At 39.2% G+C, this 24,041-nt stretch carries 24 protein-coding genes and 1 pseudogene; 15 read left to right on the top strand and 10 right to left on the bottom strand.

All coding sequences use genetic code 11. The features are described 5' to 3' along the window. Positions 1-703: 703 nt before the first annotated feature. The 8 genes and pseudogenes from V1497_RS12780 (at position 704) to V1497_RS12745 (ending at position 9,501) form a co-directional block, all read left to right on the top strand. Positions 704-2,446, top strand: a complete 1,743-nt coding sequence (locus V1497_RS12780) for an S-layer homology domain-containing protein (protein ID WP_349407923.1) — start codon at positions 704-706, stop codon at positions 2,444-2,446. Further along, positions 2,430-2,681, top strand: a complete 252-nt coding sequence (locus V1497_RS12775) for a DUF3006 domain-containing protein (protein WP_349407922.1) — start codon at positions 2,430-2,432, stop codon at positions 2,679-2,681. The genes V1497_RS12780 and V1497_RS12775 overlap by 17 nt, the downstream gene beginning before the upstream one ends. A 309-nt stretch (positions 2,682-2,990) precedes the next feature. Further along, positions 2,991-3,851: a YiiX/YebB-like N1pC/P60 family cysteine hydrolase gene (locus V1497_RS12770; protein ID WP_349407921.1), complete on the top strand. Its 861-nt coding sequence runs from the start codon at positions 2,991-2,993 to the stop codon at positions 3,849-3,851. A gap of 92 nt (positions 3,852-3,943) precedes the next feature. Further along, positions 3,944-5,014 (top strand): hypothetical protein, encoded by a 1,071-nt coding sequence (locus V1497_RS12765; protein WP_349407920.1) that lies wholly within the window; start codon positions 3,944-3,946, stop codon positions 5,012-5,014. A 75-nt stretch (positions 5,015-5,089) separates the two neighbouring features. Next, complete coding sequence (locus V1497_RS12760; RefSeq protein WP_349407919.1) at positions 5,090-5,419, top strand: hypothetical protein; 330 nt, start codon at positions 5,090-5,092, stop codon at positions 5,417-5,419. 966 nt (positions 5,420-6,385) lie between these two features. Continuing rightward, entirely contained in the window at positions 6,386-7,894 is a 1,509-nt protein-coding gene (locus V1497_RS12755) for a recombinase family protein (protein WP_349407918.1), read from the top strand. A gap of 28 nt (positions 7,895-7,922) precedes the next feature. Further along, a pseudogene (locus V1497_RS12750) lies at positions 7,923-8,309 on the top strand (sigma-70 family RNA polymerase sigma factor); the annotation flags it as partial. A 103-nt stretch (positions 8,310-8,412) separates the two neighbouring features. After that, positions 8,413-9,501 carry an AI-2E family transporter gene (locus V1497_RS12745; protein ID WP_349407917.1) on the top strand — a complete coding sequence of 363 codons (1,089 nt, stop codon included), beginning with the start codon at positions 8,413-8,415 and terminating at the stop codon, positions 9,499-9,501. Between the two features lie 36 nt (positions 9,502-9,537). Here the strand turns inward: V1497_RS12745 and V1497_RS12740 are convergent, their stop codons facing one another. Then, positions 9,538-9,972, bottom strand: a complete 435-nt coding sequence (locus V1497_RS12740) for a hypothetical protein (RefSeq protein WP_349407916.1) — start codon at positions 9,970-9,972, stop codon at positions 9,538-9,540. A 103-nt stretch (positions 9,973-10,075) separates the two neighbouring features. Further along, positions 10,076-10,531, bottom strand: coding sequence for a staygreen family protein (locus V1497_RS12735; protein ID WP_349407915.1), 456 nt, complete (start codon positions 10,529-10,531; stop codon positions 10,076-10,078). A 153-nt stretch (positions 10,532-10,684) separates the two neighbouring features. Between V1497_RS12735 and V1497_RS12730 the strand changes: the two genes are divergently transcribed. The 3 genes from V1497_RS12730 (at position 10,685) to V1497_RS12720 (ending at position 14,292) form a co-directional block, all read left to right on the top strand. Continuing rightward, positions 10,685-11,257, top strand: coding sequence for an HAD-IA family hydrolase (locus V1497_RS12730; protein WP_349407914.1), 573 nt, complete (start codon positions 10,685-10,687; stop codon positions 11,255-11,257). A 111-nt stretch (positions 11,258-11,368) separates the two neighbouring features. Beyond that, entirely contained in the window at positions 11,369-12,193 is an 825-nt protein-coding gene (locus V1497_RS12725; RefSeq protein WP_349407913.1) for a cupin domain-containing protein, read from the top strand. Between the two features lie 317 nt (positions 12,194-12,510). Then, positions 12,511-14,292: a M3 family oligoendopeptidase gene (locus V1497_RS12720; RefSeq protein ID WP_349407912.1), complete on the top strand. Its 1,782-nt coding sequence runs from the start codon at positions 12,511-12,513 to the stop codon at positions 14,290-14,292. Between the two features lie 66 nt (positions 14,293-14,358). Here V1497_RS12720 and pssA read toward each other — a convergent pair whose 3' ends face one another. The 8 genes from pssA to V1497_RS12680 form a co-directional block, all read right to left on the bottom strand. Then, on the bottom strand, positions 14,359-14,898 hold the full coding sequence (gene pssA / locus V1497_RS12715) for a CDP-diacylglycerol--serine O-phosphatidyltransferase (RefSeq protein WP_349407911.1): 540 nt from the start codon (positions 14,896-14,898) through the stop codon (positions 14,359-14,361). Between the two features lie 274 nt (positions 14,899-15,172). Next, positions 15,173-15,508, bottom strand: coding sequence for a monovalent cation/H(+) antiporter subunit G (mnhG, locus tag V1497_RS12710; RefSeq protein ID WP_349407910.1), 336 nt, complete (start codon positions 15,506-15,508; stop codon positions 15,173-15,175). Beyond that, positions 15,489-15,779 (bottom strand): Na(+)/H(+) antiporter subunit F1, encoded by a 291-nt coding sequence (locus V1497_RS12705; RefSeq protein WP_349407909.1) that lies wholly within the window; start codon positions 15,777-15,779, stop codon positions 15,489-15,491. Before V1497_RS12705 ends, mnhG begins: the two co-directional genes overlap by 20 nt. After that, positions 15,776-16,252 (bottom strand): Na+/H+ antiporter subunit E, encoded by a 477-nt coding sequence (locus V1497_RS12700; RefSeq protein ID WP_349407908.1) that lies wholly within the window; start codon positions 16,250-16,252, stop codon positions 15,776-15,778. The genes V1497_RS12705 and V1497_RS12700 overlap by 4 nt, the downstream gene beginning before the upstream one ends. Before the next feature lie 6 nt (positions 16,253-16,258). Then, complete coding sequence (locus V1497_RS12695) at positions 16,259-17,737, bottom strand: Na+/H+ antiporter subunit D (RefSeq protein WP_349407907.1); 1,479 nt, start codon at positions 17,735-17,737, stop codon at positions 16,259-16,261. Next, positions 17,730-18,068: a Na(+)/H(+) antiporter subunit C gene (locus V1497_RS12690; protein WP_349407906.1), complete on the bottom strand. Its 339-nt coding sequence runs from the start codon at positions 18,066-18,068 to the stop codon at positions 17,730-17,732. Before V1497_RS12690 ends, V1497_RS12695 begins: the two co-directional genes overlap by 8 nt. A 2-nt stretch (positions 18,069-18,070) precedes the next feature. Next, positions 18,071-20,407 (bottom strand): Na+/H+ antiporter subunit A, encoded by a 2,337-nt coding sequence (locus V1497_RS12685; RefSeq protein WP_349407905.1) that lies wholly within the window; start codon positions 20,405-20,407, stop codon positions 18,071-18,073. A gap of 258 nt (positions 20,408-20,665) precedes the next feature. After that, positions 20,666-20,809 carry a sporulation histidine kinase inhibitor Sda gene (locus tag V1497_RS12680; protein WP_349407904.1) on the bottom strand — a complete coding sequence of 48 codons (144 nt, stop codon included), beginning with the start codon at positions 20,807-20,809 and terminating at the stop codon, positions 20,666-20,668. 477 nt (positions 20,810-21,286) lie between these two features. Between V1497_RS12680 and V1497_RS12675 the strand changes: the two genes are divergently transcribed. Genes V1497_RS12675 through yhbY form a run of 4 tightly spaced genes read left to right on the top strand, consistent with a single transcriptional unit; the run spans position 21,287 to position 24,041 of the window. Next, the gene (locus V1497_RS12675; RefSeq protein ID WP_349407903.1) at positions 21,287-21,802 is read left to right on the top strand and encodes a YqeG family HAD IIIA-type phosphatase; all 516 of its coding nucleotides are present in this window, start codon (positions 21,287-21,289) and stop codon (positions 21,800-21,802) included. A gap of 4 nt (positions 21,803-21,806) precedes the next feature. Next, positions 21,807-22,913, top strand: a complete 1,107-nt coding sequence (gene yqeH / locus V1497_RS12670) for a ribosome biogenesis GTPase YqeH (protein ID WP_349407902.1) — start codon at positions 21,807-21,809, stop codon at positions 22,911-22,913. Continuing rightward, positions 22,900-23,748 (top strand): shikimate dehydrogenase, encoded by an 849-nt coding sequence (gene aroE, locus V1497_RS12665; RefSeq protein ID WP_349407901.1) that lies wholly within the window; start codon positions 22,900-22,902, stop codon positions 23,746-23,748. The genes yqeH and aroE overlap by 14 nt, the downstream gene beginning before the upstream one ends. Then, positions 23,748-24,041, top strand: a complete 294-nt coding sequence (yhbY, locus tag V1497_RS12660; RefSeq protein WP_349407900.1) for a ribosome assembly RNA-binding protein YhbY — start codon at positions 23,748-23,750, stop codon at positions 24,039-24,041. The genes aroE and yhbY overlap by 1 nt, the downstream gene beginning before the upstream one ends.

The raw sequence follows: 24,041 nt of genomic DNA, 5'->3' as shown, positions 1-24,041 counted from the left end.
TTCATTACATTATTAATTAGAAATGGTCGATTTCTATATAGAAATGATCTATTTATATTAAATTGGTAACTGAAAAAAAGGGATTTTCACATAATTCAATAAATTATTATTTTGTGAGGTGATCCGTTTGATTGAAAGTGAAGAAATAAAAATGATGCAAGCTGCATATCGGAAGTTATACGAGATTGAGAATATGTTACGGAATTTTATTTCAAGGCGTATGAGAGAACGTTATGGCCCTCTATGGTTTTACAAAGCTCCTAAACTTCTTCAGAGAAACCCTCCTAGAGCATCGATAGAGAAACTATATCTATATGAACTGGAACGTTCCTTTCTTCGTATTTATCAACCTTTTAAAGATCTTCCTCCAAATTTTTATTTACACTTACACAACGTATATCCAATTCGAAATCAAATTGCACATACTCAACGGTTAACAAGGGAACAAGCTGATACATTATCTGAAAATCATTCCTTTATAACAAAATATATATCTTAGACTATTTCAGTATCGGTAGTATTCAAATCATTATCTATCGAAGATCGCAATACACAAAAAACATGTTCTGAGTAATGGAATGAGCGCTATAATGGTCTTCACTATGAAGAAGTGATACAAATTAAAGTTTATTTACAAAAAATAACCAATTATCCCTAATTCTTTATTATAATAGTTTATGAGAATAATTAGGAGGGATTGTTTTTGAAAAAGTTTTTATCATTTTTCATGGTTTTCGCTTTAGTTCTTTCATTTGTTAACCACAATCAAGTTAGTGCTCATTCGCATTTTTCAGACTTAGGTAAAGTTCCTTGGGCAAAGGAACATATCTATTATCTAAGTGACTTAGGGATTATCAATGGTTATGGTGATGGTAGGTTTGGGCCAAATGACAACATAACTCGTGCTCAAGCTGCACTGATGCTTGTTAAAGCATTGTATCCTGGAGAGAATGCTTCAAAGAATCCAGGATTCAAGGACCTATCCAAGAATAACTTCTACTATAATGCAATAGCAGTGGCCGCAGAGAAAGGTCTTATTACAGGGTATCCGGATAATACGTTTAGGCCTTCTGCAAATATAACGAGGGCTGAAACGGCGGTTCTAATCGATCGGGCCTATAAAATAGCACGAAAAGGTTCTGCCACAGGCTTCACTGACCTAGCTAGTGTACCTTGGGCATTGGAAAGTATTTTAGATCTGTCATCTGCCAATATCATTAATGGATATACAGATGGTACTTTTAAGCCTAAAAACAATATTACAAGAGCAGAATTCTCAGTTGTACTTGCACGAACCATTAACGAAGATTTCAGACCTATGAGTGATTTGTTGGTTCACTTTATCGATGTTGGACAAGGAGATAGTATCTTAATTCAATCTCCTTCAGGAAAGACAATTCTAATTGATGGTGGTCGTAAGTCAGCGGGACAAAAAGTCGTAGATTATCTCAAACAAGCTGGTGTAAGTTCCATTGACTTAATGGTTGCTACTCACCCGGATGCAGACCATATTGGTGGACTAATCGATGTTTTAGAGCAAATGAAGGTTCATAAGGTATTGGATAGTGGGAAATCCCATACCACAAATACTTACATGGAGTATCTTAATTTAATTGATCAGAAGAATATTCCTTTCGATGTACCGAACGAAGGAAGTAAGATCAATTTTGATAACATACTTGTTATTAAAGTGCTTAATGCATTTAATAACAGCAGTGACCGTAATGAATCTTCTCTCGTCCTTAAAGTAAGTTATAATGATGTTGACTTCTTGCTTACAGGAGATGCGAGCACTGAAAATGAGGCAAACATGATGAATAAATACAATGTCGAAGCAGAAATTCTAAAGCTTGGGCATCATGGTTCTTCCACTTCAACTTCACAAGCATTCATTAATGCGGTAAAACCAGAGGTCGGCATTTTATCGTATGGTGATAACAGTTACGGCCATCCTGATTCTGATGTGGTAAACCGTATGTGGAATTATGGGGCTACACTTTATTCAACTTGTGATGCAGGGACGATTACAGTTGCATCTGATGGCGTGAACTATAAAGTGGATGCTGATCCATTCCAGGGCGCTGACAGCTGTGGTACTAATGTGAATCCAGAACCTAAACCAGAGCCCAAACCTACGACAGGTAAACTGGATATTACTTCTCTTAGCTTGAGTGACGAATATGTAACCATAAAGAACATTGATACCAAGGATATTCCAATGGATGGTTGGACTCTTGTCAGTGTTGAAGGTAATCAAACCTATGAATTCCCTAGCGATTTTGTTTTGAAAAAGGGAGCAACTGTTAAGATTGTAGCTGGTCGAGGCGCGGTTGCAAATCCTCCCACAGTCTTGTTGTGGTCTAAGGCTTATATCTGGAACAATTCAGGGGATGCAGCAAGATTATATGATCCACAAGGGAAGTTAATTGATGAGTTATCCAAGTAAATACACAGTTGACCGCTTTGAGGGCGACTTAGCTGTATTACTTGACCGAAGTGATGAAACAAAGCAAAAGGATGTTCCCCTTCATTATCTACCGAAAGACGTAAAAGTAGGGGATATTGTAGAGGAAAAGCTTTTAATAAACGGCAAACCTTCATATCAAATCCTTAAAGAAGAAACGGATGAAGCTATGGAAAAGGCTGAAAATTTGTTAAACAAACTGAAAAAGAAATTCTAATAAAAACCCACCTCTTTTGAGGTGGGTTTAAATATACGTTAAGAGCATTTGTTTCAACGAATGGAAGAACAAATTTTTACAATTTATTCAATGAACGATGTTTGTCAATATAAATTTCTTTAAAAATATTGGGAAAATAGATCTGTGTATCATGTGAAAAATAGGTTAGTAATAACCTTTATTTCCCAATATTAAAATTAGAAAAAAATGTATTTTTTTGTGGTTTAATTTGGTATTTTTATATTGTGTTACAAATTACCTAGGATGTAATGCATATCACCGGTGTTAAATTAAAAAAGGAGTTAAAAAATGTTTAAGAAAATAAGTGTATTTTCAGTAGCAGTTGCACTAAGTACAAGTCTACTCACAAATTCTGTATACGCAAATAATTCTACTTCCAGTTTATCTTACCAAGATGTAGTTTCTCACTTAAATTCAACAAAGGAAAGTATAGAAGGAAAAATGGATATTTCACTAAATGAAAAGGAAAAAATAAGTAAAGAGTCATATAAACTAGTGAATAAATTTTTAGATAAGAATCGTAATTTAACAAATCAAGAGTTATCAACTTTATTTAATAGTTTAGATGAAATAGACGGTTTAATGTACAATGTAAAAATTGAAAAGGGAAACACTAATTTTGGGAGTAAATCTATTAGTTTTAAAAAAAATAATAAGGAAAGTTCAATAGAAACACAAAGTGTTGATATTGACCCAGGCGGTGGAGGTTATACTTACTGGAGTGGTAAAGGAGATATTTTAATAAGCCTAGAGGCAAAAACTTATAATTTCCCTCACGGTCATGCAGCTATTCTGAGTACTATCCGGGATTATGCTATTGAGGCTTTACCTGGCCATGGCGTTGTACAGCATTCTGCAACTAAATATTGGAGTGGTGTTTCTGATGAAGGTCAATATTATGTGAGAGGGGCCGCTGATGTAGATTATATACAAGCTGTAGAGTATGCGAAAAATCAAATAGGTGAACCTTATAAATTAAAAACAAGTCTAAATGATACTTCTCAATGGTACTGCTCTAAACTAGTGTATAAAGCTTGGAGATATGCAGGGTATCATGTGGGGACATATGATGCATACCTAGGTCTTGTACTCCCAAAAAGTATAATTGCTGATTGGGATACGGTAAAGTATAAAAATAATCCTTATTAATTTAAATTAAAAGATTATAGGTAGTCATTTTAGTATGACATGCCTATAATCTTTTTAGAATAAAATTTTAACTCTATTGAAGGGGAAATTAAATGATTAAGAAACTAATAATAATTATTTTGTTAATAGTTCTAATTGGATGTACTCCAGATAAAGAAATTGATCAAATTACCCAGTTCTCAACAAATAATGATGGTGATTATTTACTTTTTCATTTTATAGATCCATTTGAAACAGAGGGCTACATATTAGAGATAAACAATAGTGGTCAAGTTGCAAAAAAACACAAAATCAAAGATAAACTCTTTGCTCCTTCGGATGTATTTTATTATGAGCAAAATTATTATTTTGCAAGTGGAGCATATTCTGGGGATACTAAGGTAGTAGAGTATCAACCTACAAAAAGAAAATTATCTCTAATTAATACAAATCAAAAAAAATACATAGAAAAATATTATAAAGATAACGTGTCAGATTACATAGTTACTGTGATGGATAAGAATGATGATAATGAGTTTTGTGATTTGCAACTGAATAAATGTGTGAAATTATTTGGAGAGTTTAGAGTACACACTGTATCTACTTTGGAAAACTATATTATGGTAGTAGCTGTTGATAAATCTGGGGAAAGAGAAGTTGTAAAAATAAAAAAATACGACCGAGATTTAAAATTTTTAAATGAGATCACACTTAACAAAGTGCCAAATTATTTTACTTATACTAGCTTAGATAATAAAAGATTGTATCTATTTATGTACGATGGGGACATAGTAGAAATAGATAGTAGTTTAAATCATAAGATACATGAATTAAATTTAAGTGAGATTTCTAGTGATATACTAAGAGTAAAATATAATAAAAATGTAGTGCTAAATTCAAAAAGTATCCTTGTAGATATGGAGATTGAAACTATAACAGATAAAATCCATCTCTTAAATAAAATTTCTTTTGGAAAGAACGTTCCTAAACTAGAGATAATTCAGAGTACTGTAAATGAAGATATTCTAAATATTGATTATGATGCAAATGAAGTTTATACCAGATCATATGTAAATAATAAAACAGTCCTTACGATTAGAGATACACGATTACTTGGAATTAAAAATAAGATTACCTTAGATAACAGTGACCAAATTTATTTTATCGACAATATTAACGATTAAATTTAATTAGGTATTTTGAAATATTTTCAGCTTATATCCTTTGTAATAACATGAAAAGAAAAGGAGAGGATTGTCATGTACTGGGAATCACTACCAGGTTGGGTTTGGACTTTATATTTCAGCTTTTTAGCTATTACATTTGCTTCAGCCATATTTAGTATTAGTCGAAAATTTTTTAAGAAAATTGCTATTATCGCCATTTTTTTTGCAATAACTGTACCTATAGTTAGTATTTTTAACAGTATTGGAAGGGAAGAAGGACTGAACGAATATGAATATTTTATTAAAGAATTAGAACATGGAACATTTTGGTCCATATATGTAATAATAGGCTATATGTTTATTTTGGTGTGGTGGTTTTTATTAATCTTTAATAAAAAATTGTATAAATCCAACAACTCCTAACTTATATTGGAAGAAGTAAAAATAGGGCTTCCTCAAAAGGACCATAATTGGTCCTTTGAAGAAGCCCTTTACTTTTTTACTATTCTATTTGATTGCGTTTGAGTGCTTTTCCTAAACTTTCTATTAAGGAATATTTAGTTATGGGCATAACCCCCCAAAAAACTACTTTTAAAAAACAAATCAGGATTTCTCTCCCAATACATGATAACTTGGAAAAATGAAAAAAACTACATATTTATTGTAGGATCTATTGTACCCATATCCAACATATTGTCTTGTTTTGTAAGTACTATTTCATTTATTATAAGAAATTCTTTTGAAAGGAATTATATACAAGAGAAAACCTGTATATGTGGATTTAAAAAATAAAGTTATAGTGAAGGAAGTTTCTGAAGATGTTATGTTCGGTTTAAAAGATCCTAAGTACCGTGTTAGTTATGAAATTATGGATGACACAACGAAAGGTTCATACACGATATATTTAGGCGAAATTAGTACGATTAAGAAGAGATTATTGGAATAATATTGGTTTTGGTCATGATTCTATCAATAGCTTTAATAAACCTTTAGGTAAAGAAAGGCCAAAAACGTAAAGAGAAGGAGCTACAATATTTGATATAGTTAGAAAGCATTACCCGATAATCTAAAGTAAAACATTCATTTTGTACGCTCCAATACGTTATAATCCAATGATAAGATGGTGGTCTAGGTAGATTAACAGGTTTGTCTCTTTTCTCCGTTAGTAACCTGAACCCTTTATTCAAGATCTTTTGGGGACACTAGAGGTTTTTTATAATGACATCTTTTATATACAAACATGAAAGTAACCAAGCCGTAATCGCATACCTTTTTATTTAAAGAGGTGATGCGAGGTGCATGTCGAAATCATTGAAGGAAGTTCTACTGACCGGATTCGGTATTCTTGTTACTCTTATCTGAAGGAAAAATACAGGAAGGAGAAACTCAATGATTGCGATTTATGCAAGGGTGAGCACGGAGGAACAGGCGAAGAAGGGGTTCAGTCTGGAGGATCAGTTAAAGGAGTGTCGGAAGAAAGCAAACTCTGAAGAAGTGATTGAATATGTGGACAGGGGAATGTCCGGTGAATTTTTGGACCGTCATGCCTTAACAAAATTAAGAAATGATGTTCGAGAAGGTTTGATAACGAAAGTCGTATGTTTAGATCCAGATCGTCTTTCCCGTAAACTGATGAACCAATTGATTATAACTGATGAAATTGAAAAACGCGGTGTTGAGCTTGTTTTTGTCACCAGTGAGTATACTAAGACACCTGAAGGCAATCTGTTTTATAGTATGCGTGGTGCGATTGCAGAATTTGAAAAAGCAAAAATTAATGAACGAATGAGCAGAGGACGACGTGAAAAAGCAAGACAGGGAAAAGTGCTAAGAAACTTCCAAATTTACGGCTACGACTATGATAAAGAAACTTCCCGAATAATTATAAATCAAGAAGAAGCGAATGTTGTTAAACTGATTTTTGATTTATTTACTAAACCAAATGACCTCGTAGAAGGAATTAATGGAATTGCCAAGTACTTAACTAACAAAGGCATTCCAACAAAACGAGGTGCAAAAATATGGCACCGTCAAGTAGTTCGTCAGTTATTGATGAACCAAGTATATACAGGTAAATTCTTTCAAAATCGTTGGAACACTGAAGGTATGCTTGGAAATAAATATAAGTCAAAAGACGAACGTGTTCCGATGAAAGAACGTCCAAAAGAGGAATGGATTCCAATTGATTGTCCAGCTATCATCGATGAAGAAACATTTAAACATGCTCAAACATTACTTGAACAATCCAGAAGACGTTGGGCGAAAAAATCCAAAAATGACTATTTGTTAAGTGGTTTAATCCGTTGTGGTGACTGCAACAATACAATGGTAGGGATAAAAACAACGAATTGGGGGCAAACCGTTTATATCTATACGGATGTTAAAAATTATGCAGGAGCAAAGCATCCTGGATGTGGACGTAGAATAAACGTTTCGAAGCTAGATCAAGAAGTTTGGGAAACGATACTTAACTGGTTGAATGCTCCAGAGGAGATTGCAGCTGCAACCGAAAGAGATGGAGAAGAAGATACCCCTGACTTTGATGAAATTGAGATTGAAAGACTTCATTCTGAAATTGGCAAAGTAAAGGCCGGAAGAAAAAAGCTGTTGAATTTATTTTCAGAAGGATTAGATATATCTGAAGAAGAAATTAGAGAGTCTTTAAAAGAGCTGAAGGAAAAAGAAGAACGCCTCTCGAAACAACTAGAAGAACTGGAGAAGGTAAGAAAAAAAAATGATCAACACATTTACGGTAAAAAGTTGCTACAAGAAGCAGCTGAATTTTACTTCTCAAAAGGACAACAGAACCTCACTTTTGAAGATAAAAAATCACTCATCCGCCATGTTGTAAAAGAAATCAGGGTATATGAAGATCGGATAAAAATATACACCTTCTAATTAACATATATTTACGCTAGGTAATGACATTAGAATGGAAATCCTCATGCATCTGCGTGCGATCAAGAAGACGAAGAAGGATGTCTCCTTGCATGATCCGATCGGTACGGATAAAGAGGGCAATGAGATAACACTGATTGATGTCCTGAAGGCGGATCTCGATGACATCGTCGATACGATCCAGCTCAAAATGGAGAAGAAGCAGATTTATGAGCACATTCATATTTTGGATGATCGAGAAAAGGAAGTCATCGTCGGACGCTTCGGACTCGACATGGAAAAGGAACGGACCCAACGAGAGATCGCAAAAGACCTGGGAATCTCGAGAAGCTATGTCTCTCGTATTGAAAAACGCGCATTGATGAAATTGTTCCACGAGTTTTATCGGCAGCGGAACGATAAAGAAAAAGGATAATGGGAATCGAAGAACAGCTTACGGCGAATAAGCCGGGGCTGTTTTTTCATGCATTCAAAAGGGTAAAGGGGAAGGTACCGTTAAAAAGAAAGGAGGAGGGAGTATGTTACAGTCTAAGCTATTCCGTGGGATGATCTGGGTCTTATTGTTGTTCGTCATCATCTGGATAGGAACCGATATCTCATTTTTGTTCAAGCCGATCGCAATCCTAATTACGACTTTATTTTTTCCAATCGTCGTTTCCGGTGTGTTCTTTTACTTATTCCGCCCAATCGTCAAGCAGCTTCATAAGTGGAAGATTCCAAAAGTATTAGCAATTCTCATCGTTTACCTCTTTTTCGCCGGGATGTTTACAGGCGCCACGTGGGCTTTCGGACCGGAGCTGCAGCAGCAGGTAAAAGGTCTTGTGGAAGGCTCGCCTGAGCTTGCGGATGATTTGAAGGATAAAGTGGAGGAGTGGAAGCAAAGTCCAGTCGTTTCAAGATTCATGAACAGCGAAATGGTGAAGGAAAAAAATCTCGGAGAGAAACTGACAGGTTACATAAGCGATGTTACTTCATCGGCAAGTGATTATATCTTTTCGTTCTTAAGTATCCTGACGAATATCCTGGTCATCCTCATTCTCCTTCCATTCGTGCTCTTTTATATGCTGAAGGATGGAGACAGGCTGCCAGACGCCATTTTGCGCTTTCTCCCGGAAAAACATCATGAGGAAGGAAAAAGAATTTTAAATGATATGGATGAAGCGCTGAGCGGGTTTATCCAGGGTCAATTGATCGTTAGTCTGTTCGTCGGTACGTTCGTTTATATCCTTTATCTGATCATCGATTTGAAATATGCGTTGATCCTTGCTCTTGTAGCCCTCTTCCTGAATGTAGTCCCCTTCATCGGTCCGATTATCGGGACGGCACCGAGTGTGATAGTGGCATTAATCGACGACCCGATAAAAGCTCTGTATGTCATTATCGGTGTGGCCATCATACAACAAATCGAGAGCAACCTCATTTCGCCTCAGGTGATGGGAAGGCGATTGGATATGCATCCGGTGACGATCATTTTCCTTCTCCTTGTTGCAAGCAGTCTGGCTGGCATTTTAGGTCTTATTCTTGCGATTCCGACCTATGCTGTTCTGAAGGTCATTGTCCTCCATACGAAACGGCTCATCCATCTTTACGGAAATCGTCATGCCTGAATATAAAAAAGCTCTCGGGGAAACTTTTCTCGAGAGCTAATTGTACAAAGATCGAATGAAGTAATAGATCAGTCTCACAAGAATCAGGCCACCATTTACAATGAACACGACTTCCAAAGCTTTAAATAACCATCTCATGCTTCGAACGATTTTATAAGACTTAAGAGCATCCAGGATGAGGAACGATACGCTGACAGCGACACTGAATAGGAAAAACGTAATAAGCGTTATTTTTCCTTTGTGTCCAATGCCGATATCATGATAAAAATCCCATAAGGATGGATAAAGCATAGCAAGAAAGACATTCATGGTACTTTCCAATAGGCCCATTTGATGGAGGCCCCATCCTGTTCCATATAAGCCGATTGATCCGATGACCAACATCATACAACCACCGTTGGCCGATTGATTGCTTTCATTTGCTTCACCTGATACAAGGTTACCGATGATGAAACCACTCCAAAATCCCAAGAAAATCACCCTATTTTTACAGACTGTTTATAATATCGGTCAAAGGACTTCTTTGTTGAAGTTAAAAGTACATTAAAAAAGCTCTCGGAAACTCTCCGAGAGCTTATATATAATCTCGTAGCGTACCAAAAGAAAGGGTCCGGCTGAAGGAGGGGAAGGTGGTTTTGAACGTGATAGAAATCGGTGCATCTAGAAGGTACGGATAGTTGGAAAGAAAGGATTTGTCGCCATAAAGCATCCCTTTTAATGCTGTCCCCATTTCCCTTTGAAAGATTTTAAAGCGCATTTCTGCTACTTCTTTACTGAATTCCCCACCATCTACATAAACCTCACCGGATAGATAGTACCTTCCTTGTCGGTCTCTTAGCCATTCAGCTAAAACCTCATCTCGCATTTTTTGATCAATACTTTCGTAATCATACACACACCCAACAGTCAGAAACAATTCACCCGTAATGTCTGAATGGGTCAGTGTATATTTTCTCCCGACCCTTGGCCAAAACGGATTAACGGGAGGCAAGAAAGTGGTGCTTAATTTTTGCGGGTCAAAGGTAGACATCGGATTCCCCCTTTAGCGTAGGGATGACTTAAAATAAGGTATTACGATATGTGCTTCTTTATGTCTATTGATGAATTTCGAAGTAGATTGCAGGATAGAGACAGGGAATTGGGGAAACTGTAAGTAGCTTAAGTGAGGAGGGATCGATCGCAAATGAATATTTTATGGGACTTTGATGGGACATTAGTGGATAGCTATAGGCTATTTGTCAAACTCTTTAAGAAGATGCTAGGAGATGATACACCCGAGGATGAAATTCTTTCTCATTTGAAGGTATCGTTCGGCCACGCTTTTGACCATTATGGCGTTACAGACGAACAAAAGAATGATTTCTATTCGTTAGAGCGTGAGTTGGAACCTGCAGATTTTGAAAAGTTTGAAGGTCTCGAGGATGTGTTGAAGCTTGCTGAACATAACTTTGTGGTCACACATAACTCCAGAGAAGTCGTCAACAATGTGCTACAGCATCATAATCTTGGTCAATATTTTACAAAAATAATCGGTCGTGAGGACGAATTTCCAAGAAAACCAGACGCAGCTGCTTATAAGCATCTATTAAAAGATTATGACATTGATCTGGTGGTCGGCGATCGAGAACTGGATCTGTTACCGGCAAAAGAATTAGGGATTCCAACTTGCAGTTTCCAGGCACCGAATATTGAAGAAGTGGACTTTCATGTCGACTCGTATCATGAGTTGTATGAAATCCTAAGAGATAAAGGATAGGAATTGCGATTTATGGGAGTGCGCATAATCCGCCCATTAACTATTTGGGAAGTACCATTTCAATACCTGGGCATATGATAACGTTAGAAAGCCTAGGAAAGGAATGAGGAGATGGAGACCGACTATCGCCACCTCATCAATGCATTGCAAGCTGGAATCAACAGAGAGGCGACTGCTGTTCAGCTATATAGTCGATTAGCGCAAACAGCACCGAATCAAAGACATAAGTATGCTATTCTACACACACTCCAAAACAAAAAACACCAATTGAAACATTTTACGGATCTTTTTGTCATGCTTACAGGGGAACAGCCTGGTTATGAAGCGGATGATGTCCAATTCGCTCGTTATCAGGAGGGCATACAAAAAGCATATCAAGCAGAAATACAAGGTTTTAAGGAATACCAAAAGAGCTGTTATTCAGCCCAACATCCACTTGTTCGAAACGCCTTTTATCAAGCTTCTAATCTGGAAAGAGAATATGCTGCACGACTCAAGTTCTTGAACAAGAATGTTCCTTTAAAGTTGAAAGACTATGGCGGAGAACCATTCGTCATTGATATTGAAAAGGCCACTTTACAGAATGATACGTTCCGTACGGCGTTATGGACAGGAGATAACCTGCAGTTGACGTTGATGAGTATCCCTGTCGGAGAGGATATTGGGCTGGAGGTTCATCCGGAATTGGATCAATTCATCCGCCTTGAACAAGGACAAGGGCTGGTCCAAATGGGAGACGATCCCGAGAATCTAGATTATGAAGCCGAAGTGTTCGATGACTATGCGATCTTCATACCTGCCGGGAAGTGGCATAATGTAACGAACACGGGCAATGAACCGATGAAGGTTTACGCTATTTATGCACCACCTGAACATCCATTTGGGACCGTTCATCCTACAAAGGCAGATGCGTTGGAAGCGGAAGAGACTTATTGATTATGAAGTGCAAGAGGATGGTCATTCCATCCTCTTTTTGTTGATTTAAGATTACTCCTTGTGAAGATGTGGAATTATAGATACTAGGATAAATAAAAGAAAGAGGAGGAGATTTCAAAATGCAGGAGATGATCTTCAGTGGTACCCTCATACTGATGCTCATTTATTTCATGTACGCATGTGCTTTTGATTAAGAAGAAACTGACCCGAAACATGCTCGGGTCAGTTTTTCTTTTGATTTAAAAGTCGATTCTCTTTTTTATTTTTTGAATTTTCCTTATAATGGAGTTATTACATAAGAATTAGGGAGGATACCCATGAAACTTGCACAATTGTCTCAGCAATGGAACTTAGAAAACATTTTCTCAGGAGGCAGTCAATCAGAAGAATTGAAAGCCTACATCCAATCCATCGAAACACAAGTGGCGGAATTGAAAGGAACCATCGAATCGTGTAATCCATCCGATCATGAACAATTATCGAATGTCGTTGAAGAGTTGAGCCGTCTTTCTTCACGGCTTCATGAAAGCAGCGCGTTCGTCGGCTGTCTCGTAGCCCAGGATGTAAAGGATAAAGAGGCTGTAGCCATCCGAGGAAAACTTGACCAAATCAGTGCAAAATATCACTCACTTTGGACGCAATTCGATGAGAAGCTTACGCAAATTACAGATAATGAGTGGAAGACATTATTGCAATACGATAATCTCTATCCTTATTCATTCGTTTTGAATGAGCGTCGTCAAAACGCCGTCGAGAAGCTGAGCTTCGACCAGGAATCACTCATTAACGATCTCGCAGTAGATGGTTACCATGCTTGGTCCAACCTTTATGATTTGGTTGTCGGTAAAATGACCATCCCGTTCGAAGAGGACGGAGAAGTGAAAGAGCTTTCTGTCGGGCAGCTCGATAACAAGCTCTCCAGTCAGAGTAAAGAAGTACGAGAACGTGCCTTTGAAGCTTACCAAAAAGCTTGGGAAGAGCAGGAGGATTTTTGTGCAGAAGCATTGAATCACCTGGCAGGTTTCCGCCTGAGCACCTATGAGCATCGTAAGTGGGATTCCGTATTGAAGGAACCGTTGAAAATCAACCGTATGTCTCAAGAAACCCTTGATACGATGTGGAAGGTCATCACAGACCACAAATCGACGTTCGTAAAATACCTTGATCGTAAAGCGGAGATGTTGAATCTCGAAAAACTTGGTTGGACAGATGTTGATGCTCCAATTGCGAAGACGGATTCGAAGGTTTCCTATGATGAAGCAGCGAATTTCATCATCGACCAGTTCAAACAATTCAATCCGAAAATGAGCGAATTCTCTCGCCAAGCTTTCGAAAAGTCCTGGATTGAAGCAGAAGATCGTACTGGGAAACGTCCTGGGGGCTTCTGTACAAGCTTCCCGAATGCGAAAGAAACACGCATTTTCATGACATTCTCAGGCACACCAAGCAATATTTCTACCTTAGCTCATGAATTAGGCCATGCGTATCATCAGCACGTGATGGATGAACTTCCTTACATGAATCAGAACTATGCGATGAACGTAGCAGAAACGGCATCCACTTATGCTGAAATGCTTGTCTCTGATGCAGCGGTTGAAACGGCAAAGTCAGAAGAAGAACGTCTCGTATTGCTTGAAGATAAGATCCAACGCTCAGTCGCATTCTTCATGAATATCCATGCTCGTTTCTTATTTGAAACACGTTTTTATGAAGAACGTTCGAAAGGGCTTGTTTCCGTGGATCGTTTGAAGGCATTGATGGAAGAAGCACAAAGAGAGGCTTTCTGTGATTCTCTTGGTGAATATCATCCACACTTCTGGGCTTCGAAGCTGCATTTCTACATTACAGATGTTCCGTTCTATAACTTCCCATACACGTTCGGATATCTGTTCAGTGCGGGAATCTATGCAATTGCGAAAGAACAAGGTGCTTCTTTTGAGGATAAATATATTGCGTTGCTTCAAGATACTGGAAGAATGTCAGTGGAAGAGTTGGCAGAAAAACACCTCGGGGAAGATCTGACGAAGCCGAAATTTTGGAAGCGTGCCATCCAATTAGCGGTAGAAGATGTAGAAGAGTTCTTGAAACTGACGAAATAACAAAAAAGAAAAGCGCAGCAAAAAGTGACCTCGGAATATTTTCCGGGTCACTTTTGTTTTTTAATGTTATCTCTTTTGTATACGAATATCACTAATCATAAAGAATGAAAGGATGAGTACGAGAAACATGAAAACATAATCAGGGAATAGGTTGATTGTCAGATAGGATAGTGCAAGAAGACAGCCTGCAATAGTAATCGGAACACCAGTAAAATGACCATTAAATTCCGTTACGTTGAAGCGAGCGAGTCGTACTGCACCACAAATGATATAAAGGATGATGAATACAATTCCAGGTATACCAAACTCGTAAAGAACTGCCTCATACAAGAGAAAAGCAGGGGCTACACCGAATGAAATCAAATCACATAAGGAATCGAGTTGTTTACCGAACTCGGATTCAATTTGCAGCTTTCTTGCAATCATACCATCAAATCGATCAAAGAGTGCACAAAGAAAAATGAACCAAAAGCTTACTTCCAATTGACCTTTAAGAATGAATACGATCGCAATCGCGCCAAGTGTCAAATTCAATAACGTCATCGCATTTGCCGCTTGACTCCTCATCCTCTTAACGGTGTGGTCAACCCGTTCTTGAAAAATCATGATGGTTGTCACTCCTTATTGGTTTTTCGTGTGAAAACCCAATCCATATGAACTTTTTATATCGTGGCTAAAGCCAACGTATTAAAACTATTATATGCCACAATTGGTGATTAGGAAAGGGTTGATTTACAAAATCCTTACAATTCAAAAAGGTGACCCGCACCAGTCGACACCTTGATTTCTACCTCCATTCCTAACTAAGGAAAGGCAGGCTTGGAGGTGTCAGACTAGATCTTTGGGTCACCCTCCTAACGAATTTTTACTTTTATACGAATCAGTCTTTGTATCTCTTCTGTAATTCATCCTTGATGGTTCGCTCAGATAATGGCACACCTGTACGATAAGCCGCCCGTGATATCATGTGACCACTAACCGGAGCTGTCAATAGCACAAATAAGATTCCCAAGATCAACTTTCCGCTGACCATGTTCCCTTCAAATAAGAAAAAGAGGAATGCGGCGAGCATCACACCAGAAACTCCTAAGGTCGCACTTTTCGTAGCTGCATGGAGTCTGGAATATACATCTGGAAAACGTAAAATTCCTAGTGAACTCGAGAAGACGAAGAACGTACCCATCAACAAGAGGACACTAATCACGACTTCGGTCAATGATAACACCCTTTTCTAAGAATTTCGCAATGGCTATCGTTGCGATGAATGTCAATATACCAATCAACAAGATTACGTCGTTCAATCGTGTGGTATTCAGTTGAATTGCGACAAGTCCTGTCATCGCAATCAAATTGATACCGATCGTATCGATTGCTACAGCCCGATCAGGATTAGATGGTCCTTTAATTGCACGATAGAGCAACATGAGAATTGAAATGGCAATCACGATCATACAAAGCCAGATGACGTTATGCAGTAATAAGCTCATCGTGTCACATCCTTTATTGCTTTCTCGAATGTCCCTTTAATCTGATTGATGGTTTCGTCGACATCCGGTAAATCCATCGCATGGATATAAATGAAATTGTTATCTGCAGATACATCGACAGATAATGTTCCAGGTGTGAGGGTTATCAAGTTTGCTAATAACGTAATTTCCCAGTTCGATCTAAGATCTGTGGGTAATGCGATGATACCTGGCTGCATATCCATTTTCGGCTTATAGACCATTTTCAACACGTCTATATTTGCGATGAGCAATTCCTTTAAGAACAATAAGATCAGCTTCCATATCGACCACACATACCGGAAGTAAAACGTATCCGGTATGAATCGGTTCAGCAAGAATAACAGAAAGATCCCGATCAGGAAACCGATCAAGAACGTTACAAACGTGTACGTTTCCGTCAAGAACATCCAGATTAGTGCAATAGCCAGGTTGATCAAAAGTTGAAAAGCCATGTCAAACTACTCCTTTAATACGGCGTCGACATAGATGGAAGGGTCCATTAGATCAACACCGATTTGTTGGATATGTGGTAGGAACCACTCAGCTCCGACTCCAAGGATGACTGAGAATACAAGTAAAAATGAAATCGGTAAATAGAGTGGTTTAATCGATCGTCTCTCTTTTGGCAAGGTCATGCTCTCACCCCAAAATCCGTTGATGAAAATACGCATGACAGATACGAGAATAAGTAAACTTGTAATCAACCCGATTGCAGCTACCACGTAATGACCGTTTTCAAAAGCACCCTTCAATAACAGCAATTTGCCGATGAAACCACTGAACGGAGGCAAACCGGCAAGAGTCAAGGTTGCTAAGAAGAAGAGCCAGCCAAGCAGCGGATACGTTTTGATAAGTCCACTGATTTTACGAAGGTCAGATGTACCAGCAACGATTGCGATTGCCCCGACGAGCAGGAACAATGCCCCTTTGATGACCATATCATGGAGCAGGTAGTAGACAGACCCCGCTAGAGAGCCTTCCGTAAATACACCGATACCGAGAATCATAAAGCCGATTGCAGGTATGATATTGTATGCGATGATCAATTTGATATTGTTCGTCGACATTGCGCCGATTACACCAAAAATCAATGTAAAACCGGCGAGTATGATGAAAAAGCTGTGTGTATAATCAACGTTCCCGTTAAAGATCAGAGTGAAGACTCTAAGGATCGAATAAATACCAACCTTCGTCAAAAGTGCACCAAATAATGCTGAAATGACTGCTGGTGGCTTAGCATAAGCATGAGGCATCCAGAAATAGAGCGGGAATAACGCTCCCTTCGTTGCAAAAACGACAAAGAACAAAATCCCGATGGTCGTCAGAATGCCTTCCTGATTGACTTGGCCAACACGTTCAGAAAGCTGCGCCATGTTGACGGTTCCTGTAACGGAATACAAAAAACTTACAGTAGTAACAAAAAGCATAGAAGAAAATAAATTCAGCAGTACATACTTGATCGATTCACGAAGCTGTTGTCTTGTTCCACCTAGGACGATCATTCCGTATGAAGCCATCAACAGAACTTCGAAAAAGACGAATAGGTTGAAGATGTCACCTGTTAGAAACGCTCCACTTACACCAGCGATAAGGATGAGGAAGAATGTATAGAAATAATGTTTCTCCCTACCTTCATCCAGAGAATACGGAGCATAAAATGCCGCAGCCACAGCAATGACGTTCGTAGCCAACAGCAATGAGATGGATAGTGTATCACCTACAAGGATGATACCGTACGGAGCTATCCAGCCACCTGTTTCCAATATGATTGATCCATCACGTAAGACAACGGACATGATATATGCTGTGACGGCAAGGTTTACAATTGTGATGATTTGCGTTCCGACTCGGATAGCGGAAAGTCTCTTTCTCCAAAAGACAAACATGGTTGCCGCTATGAGTGGTATTAAGATCGGTAATGTAATTAGATTAGTCATGATCGGATCCCCTTAATTGCTCCATGTTGTCTGTCTTGTTCGTCTTGTATGCCCGGTAAGCAAGGACAAGCAGGAAAGACGTTACCCCGAAGCTGATGACGATCGAGGTAAGGATTAAAGCTTGCGGAAGGGGATCGGCGTATGCCTTAATCCCCTTTTCCAGTATCGGAGGGGCACCCCGGTTCAGTTTTCCCATCGTCAAGATGAGAAGGTGGGCCCCATGGGAAATCAATGCAGTCCCGAATATGATCTTCAAAAGCTGACGTTGCAGCAACAGATAGACACCCGCCGAAAACAGTATGCCGGCAAGTATGGCCATGATGATTTCCATTACTACATCTCCTCCTCTTTACGGAGTCGAATCATTGCATAAATACCTAATGCAGCTAAGCCGAGTACCGTGATTTCAAACAACGTATCCAATCCACGCATATCAACGAGGATGACATTGACGACGTTATCTCCACCACCAAGGTGATGGGACTCTTTAATGAAATAATGTGAGATCGTTTCAAAACGTTTTGAACTGTGTGAAGCGATTGCCACCAGTGTCACGATCAGACCAACAGACCCAGAAATGATGATATTGATCATCTTCGAGAAAACAGGTTGTTTCTCAGTATCAAGCTTTGGTAAATGGTAGAAACACAATAAGAACAAAGCGACCGTAACGGTTTCGACGATCAATTGTGTTAATGCCAGGTCAGGAGCTCGGAAGAACACGAACAATAATGACAGTCCGAAACCGACTACTCCAAGGACGAGAATCGCGGCAATCCTGTTTTTCATGACGATCGTTCCGAACGCTGCAATGGCCATCACAACTGCAACAATGATTTCCGGCCATGATATAGGTGCCAGATTTTCCGTCGAGATAACGAAACCATCCGTTACAACCAGAGTGGTTCCGGTGGCTCCTACTAAGAAAAGGAGAATGTAAAGCACATAATGTCTTAATGAGCCTGTCATGTAAGTGCGAGTCGTTTTCTCGGCAAGTTTGAACTGTCCATTATAAGTGAAATCATAGACTTTATTTGCACTTAATGGACCAGGAAGCCAATTATATACTGATTTCCACTTTTTCATGGATACATATAAGAGTGTCCCAATCGCTACGACGGCAAGTGACATATAGAGTGCTGGGTTATCAATGCCATGCCAGAACTTAATATGTTTATCAGGTACTTCTCCGAACACTGCAGCTGTTGCAGGTTGGAGGATCGGACCGTTTATTAGGTTCGGAAGCAGCCCGATCACCACAACGAAGATGACCAGCACAATCGGGGATAATAACATTCCGATTGGTGCTTCATGTGGTTTTACAGGCAATTCCCCTTTCGTCTCTCCTGTGAACGTATGGAAGAAGAAATACATCGAATAGACGAACGTGAAAATACTCCCGAGCACTGCTAATACTGGTAGTATAGGTGCCAGCGTCATGACCAGCTCGGAGGTTGACTCCAAATGGATAGAGGTTTCAAAGAACATCTCCTTACTTAAAAAGCCATTGAAAATTGGGAGTGGAACCCCTGCCATTGAAAAAGCACCGAATAACGCCAATGTAGCTGAAATCGGCATAAGCGTCATAAGTCCACCTAATTTACGAATGTCACGGGTACCCGTTTCGTGATCGACGATCCCCGCAATCATGAATAAGCTTCCTTTAAATGTAGCATGGTTGAAAATGTGGAACACGGCTGCAAAAATGGCAGCCTTCGTACCAAAGCCGAGCATGGCCATGATCATTCCGAGCTGACTGATGGTCGAAAAGGCGAGTATCGCTTTCAAATCGGTTTGTCGTACGGCCATGTAAGAACCCCAACATAGGGTGAGTAATCCGAATCCTGTTACAAGGACGAAGAATAAATCCGTTCCTCCGAACAATAAGAACAGTCTCGCCGTTAAATAGATGCCGGCTTTAACCATTGTCGCTGAATGCAAGAATGCACTGACCGGAGTCGGTGCTTCCATTGCATCCGGCAACCAGATGTGAAAAGGAAATTGGGCTGACTTCGTGAATGCCCCTAGCAAGATCAGAAGTAAAATCCCAGTAAAGTATGGACTATCCAGGACGACATCCGATACCTCAATCATTTCACGGATGCTCGTCGTGCCGGTCACATACGATAATAGGATGAATCCACCGAGCATGGATAAACCACCTAAAACGGTTATGACCATGGATTTGAGAGCGCCGTATCGTGAGGCTTCCCGCTCATACCAATAACCGATTAGCAGGAACGATGATATACTCGTCAATTCCCAGAAGAAATATAAGACGTAAACATTGTCAGATAGGACGACACCTAGCATCGCTCCCATGAATAAAAACAGAAAGACATAGAAATTGTTTAGTTTTTCGTTTTTATTCAGATAGAAAATGGAATATAAAGTAACAAGTGTTCCGATTCCACTAATCAATAATGAAAATAACAAGCTAAGTCCATCAAGATGGAAGCTGAAATTCATTCCAAGAGATGGAATCCATTCTACAAAGGCTTCAATGTTGTTTCCGTTCGACACCGAGCCCATTTGAGTCAAGAAGTAGATGAACACACCAAATGGGACTGGAAGGATGAACCACCCAGTATGGATCTGCCGTATGTATCGAAACAAAAACGGCACGAATAATGCCGTTAGAAAAGGAGCAAGGATTGCAAATTGTAACATTATAAAAAATCCTCCTATCGAGTTTTCAGAAAACGAATATGTATGTAGACCATTATCATTGTAAGCAAAATAACTTTAGGTTTTCAACTTTTTTAACGTCTTTTGACCTTGAAAATCAAAATACGTAATCTTCAAACACCAATAGTTTCCTCTATATTATCGCCTAACTTCAGGACTTTAACAGTAAATATGCTTAAATCACACAAAATACATCTAAAAGAATTCAAAAAAAAAGAACCAACAAAATCGTTGGCTCGATTATAAGTGCGTCGTTATGAGTTTCGGTGATAAGTGGCGACGGTCAATCTCTTGTTTGATCAAACTGATAAAGTCTTGACTGAGTTTCAATTCCTTGGCTTTGTGATAGGATTCGATAAGGAGCTCGTCAGATAAATTTTCCATAAGTAGAGCCGAAAATGGCCTTCGCACCTCCAGACGGTTTTGATGTTGTTTTAAACAAAATTTTACGAATCGGATGAATGTAATAAGGTCAGAAATCGGTTCAAGGTGATCTATGAGGATAAATTTCAATCGTGTAATTTATAATCAGTCATAATGATTGGAGAGTTCTCATAACCTGTTATGTTATGATGTAAACCTAGCTTACCACGAATCCAAATGAGGAACAATCGTTCTATTATCCACAAAAAGAAGTGGATAAGTTGTGGGTAAACTGTTCATAAAGTAAATATTTGGTTCCCTTTCAATGTGTATAATGTGAGTAAAGTTATCCACAAATGAAAGATTATCGAAATTTGTCGAAAAGTTTTTGTCTATTATGATTTTTCTGTATATAGTGAAGTGATTAAAAATCATTGTTCAAGTATGAGTTATTGGTACAATAAGATTGATTGAAATGAAACGAATGAGGTGTTCTTGTTGCTGAAACGATTATTACCGAATGAACATGTTCCGTCTATATATGATATTGATGCGAATGAATTGCTTGAAAGAGGCATCAAGGGTATCATTACGGATTTGGACAATACCCTTGTAGAATGGGACCGTCCCGAAGCGACCCCTGAACTGATCAAGTGGTTTGCGATGCTGAAAGAAAAGGGACTACAAGTGACGATCGTATCGAATAATAATGAGGAGAGAGTAAGGAGCTTCTCCTATCCCTTAAACATCCCGTTCATTTTCAGAGCCAGGAAACCGATGACGAAAGCGTTCAAGCGGGCAGCTAAGAATATGAGGCTGAAACATGAAGAAGTTGTGGTGGTTGGTGACCAGATTTTCACGGATGTTTTAGGAGGCAATCGATTGGGGTTACACACGATCCTCGTCGTGCCGGTAGCAAAGAATGATGGACTAGCTACTAAGTTAAACAGATATATGGAAAGACATGTGCTTGAGTGGTTCAAGCGGAAAGGTTTAATTAATTGGGAGGAATGATCTTTTGAGTAATCAAATACAGTGTGAAGGTTGCGGGGTAACCATCCAAACGGAGGATAAAAACGAACTTGGATATGCGCCACCCTCCGCTCTCGAGCGTGAACAAGTGATTTGTCAGCGGTGCTTTCGTCTGAAGCACTATAATGAAGTACAAGATGTTTCATTGACTGACGATGATTATCGTAAAATTTTATCGGGTATCGGATCAGAAGATGCCTTGATTGTGAAAATTGTAGACATTTTCGATTTCAGCGGCAGCTGGCTTCCGGGGATTCATCGTTTCGTCGGTAAGAACCCCATTTTATTGGTTGGGAATAAGTTTGATCTTTTACCGAAATCCGTAAAGCCGAATAAAATCAAACATTGGATGAAATACGAAGCAAGTCAACAAGGCGTGAAACCAATCGATGTTGAACTGATGAGTGCAGGCAAGAGGATGCGAATCCAGGAAGTTGCAGAGGCAATCGAGAGTTATCGGAACGGAAGAGATGTCTATATTGTTGGTGCAACCAATGTCGGGAAGTCGACGTTCATCAATCAGCTCATCCAGGAATATAGCGAAGAAACGTCTTCATTGATTACAACCTCCCATTATCCGGGAACAACGTTGGATTTGATTGAAATTCCATTGGATGAACAAAGCTCGTTGTATGATACACCTGGTATCATCAATCATCATCAAATTGCACATTATATAAGTAAAACGGATCTTAAAAAGATCACACCGAAAAAAGAAGTCAAACCGAAGGTGTATCAATTGAAAGATGGACAAACCCTATTCTTGGGTGGATTGGCCCGATTTGATTATGCCTCTGGTCCAAATCAATCTTTCATTTGTTATCTATCCAATGAGCTGCCGATTCATCGGACGAAACTTGAAAACGCATCGAAGCTGTATGAGAACCATCTTGGTGAAATGTTGAGTCCGCCTGATGCAGATAGTCTTGAGCACATGCCGAAGCTTGTCAGGCACGATTTCTCCATTAAAGAAGATAAGATGGATATCGTATTTTCTGGGCTAGGTTGGATCACTGTCTCGACTGGGGGAAGCAGTGTTACTGCCTATGCCCCTGAAGGAGTGGGGGTCTACCTTCGTCATGCACTCATTTAAGGGAAATCGTCCTTATTATGCCGTAATCGGCGATCCGATTGCTCATTCCATGTCACCTGAAATCCATAATGCTTGTCTTGAACATCATCATATGGATGCAGTCTACGAAGCGATACGGGTTCGAAGCGATGAACTTCCGAACATGATTGAGGAGTTGAGGGAGACTGGTTGTAAAGGGTTTAATGTGACCATTCCTCATAAAGTGAAAATCATGGAGCATCTGGATGAAATCGATCCATTGGCAAATGAAATCGGAGCGGTGAATACCGTCGTCATCGAAAATGGACGACTGAAAGGTTATAATACGGACGGGCTTGGCTTTTTCAAGGGATTGAGGGCATTTTATAAAAGAGACCTGAAGGCAACTTCCATTCTGATCCTCGGTGCAGGTGGTGCATCCCGTGCAATTGTAAAAACCTTGATAAAGCAAGGGGTAAGAAACGTAACCATCGCCAACCGGACCGTTGAGAAAGCACATGGTCTTTTGAACGGAAGCAGATATGGACAAGCTATTACCATTTCAGCAGCAGAACATAATCTCGAATCATTCGACATTATCATCAATACGACACCGATCGGCATGTATCCAAACACGGATGAGATACCCTTATCCATTCGTACGATCGATTCGGGTACAGCTTTAATCGATATCATCTATAATCCATTGATGACGGAATTTCTAAAGCAAGGTCGTAGGATAGGTTGTACAGTCCAAAATGGTGTTCCGATGTTTGTTCACCAGGCAGCACTAGCTTTTGAGCTTTGGACGGGACAGGAACCAGATAGCAAGATAATGGAGGATATCGTCATAAAGAAACTTGGAGGGAAGAAGTAATGTTAACAGGAAAGCAAAAGCGCTTTTTACGATCTAAAGCACACCACCTTGACCCGATTTTTCAAGTCGGCAAGGGAGGAACAAACCCGAATATGTATAAGCAAATTAACGATGCACTTGAGGCGCGTGAATTGATCAAAGTTAGTGTTCTGCAAAACTGTGAAGAGGATAAGGAGACAGTTGCTGAACGATTGACTGAAAATACTGGGGCTGAACTTGTACAAGTCATCGGAAACACAATCGTCTTGTACAAAGAATCCACAGAGAAAAAAACGATCGAGCTGCCATCCTGA

Origin of the sequence: Pseudalkalibacillus sp. SCS-8 (assembly GCF_040126055.1) — a bacterium.
GTDB lineage: Bacteria > Bacillota > Bacilli > Bacillales > Fictibacillaceae > Pseudalkalibacillus > Pseudalkalibacillus nanhaiensis.
This window is presented reverse-complemented; position numbering and strand designations above follow the sequence as displayed.

What these genes read in the sequence shown, in the direction of transcription:
- V1497_RS12775 (WP_349407922.1), top strand. Translation starts at nt 2,430, where the DNA reads ATGAGTTATCCAAGTAAATACACAGTTGACCGCTTTGAGGGCGACTTA.
- V1497_RS12770 (WP_349407921.1), top strand. Translation starts at nt 2,991, where the DNA reads ATGTTTAAGAAAATAAGTGTATTTTCAGTAGCAGTTGCACTAAGTACA.
- V1497_RS12765 (WP_349407920.1), top strand. Translation starts at nt 3,944, where the DNA reads ATGATTAAGAAACTAATAATAATTATTTTGTTAATAGTTCTAATTGGA.
- V1497_RS12760 (WP_349407919.1), top strand. Translation starts at nt 5,090, where the DNA reads ATGTACTGGGAATCACTACCAGGTTGGGTTTGGACTTTATATTTCAGC.
- V1497_RS12755 (WP_349407918.1), top strand. Translation starts at nt 6,386, where the DNA reads ATGATTGCGATTTATGCAAGGGTGAGCACGGAGGAACAGGCGAAGAAG.
- V1497_RS12745 (WP_349407917.1), top strand. Translation starts at nt 8,413, where the DNA reads ATGTTACAGTCTAAGCTATTCCGTGGGATGATCTGGGTCTTATTGTTG.
- V1497_RS12735 (WP_349407915.1), bottom strand. Translation starts at nt 10,531, where the DNA reads ATGTCTACCTTTGACCCGCAAAAATTAAGCACCACTTTCTTGCCTCCC.
- V1497_RS12730 (WP_349407914.1), top strand. Translation starts at nt 10,685, where the DNA reads ATGAATATTTTATGGGACTTTGATGGGACATTAGTGGATAGCTATAGG.
- V1497_RS12725 (WP_349407913.1), top strand. Translation starts at nt 11,369, where the DNA reads ATGGAGACCGACTATCGCCACCTCATCAATGCATTGCAAGCTGGAATC.
- V1497_RS12720 (WP_349407912.1), top strand. Translation starts at nt 12,511, where the DNA reads ATGAAACTTGCACAATTGTCTCAGCAATGGAACTTAGAAAACATTTTC.
- pssA (WP_349407911.1), bottom strand. Translation starts at nt 14,898, where the DNA reads ATGATTTTTCAAGAACGGGTTGACCACACCGTTAAGAGGATGAGGAGT.
- V1497_RS12705 (WP_349407909.1), bottom strand. Translation starts at nt 15,779, where the DNA reads ATGAGCTTATTACTGCATAACGTCATCTGGCTTTGTATGATCGTGATT.
- V1497_RS12700 (WP_349407908.1), bottom strand. Translation starts at nt 16,252, where the DNA reads ATGGCTTTTCAACTTTTGATCAACCTGGCTATTGCACTAATCTGGATG.
- V1497_RS12695 (WP_349407907.1), bottom strand. Translation starts at nt 17,737, where the DNA reads ATGACTAATCTAATTACATTACCGATCTTAATACCACTCATAGCGGCA.
- V1497_RS12690 (WP_349407906.1), bottom strand. Translation starts at nt 18,068, where the DNA reads ATGGAAATCATCATGGCCATACTTGCCGGCATACTGTTTTCGGCGGGT.
- V1497_RS12685 (WP_349407905.1), bottom strand. Translation starts at nt 20,407, where the DNA reads ATGTTACAATTTGCAATCCTTGCTCCTTTTCTAACGGCATTATTCGTG.
- V1497_RS12680 (WP_349407904.1), bottom strand. Translation starts at nt 20,809, where the DNA reads ATGGAAAATTTATCTGACGAGCTCCTTATCGAATCCTATCACAAAGCC.
- aroE (WP_349407901.1), top strand. Translation starts at nt 22,900, where the DNA reads ATGCACTCATTTAAGGGAAATCGTCCTTATTATGCCGTAATCGGCGAT.
- yhbY (WP_349407900.1), top strand. Translation starts at nt 23,748, where the DNA reads ATGTTAACAGGAAAGCAAAAGCGCTTTTTACGATCTAAAGCACACCAC.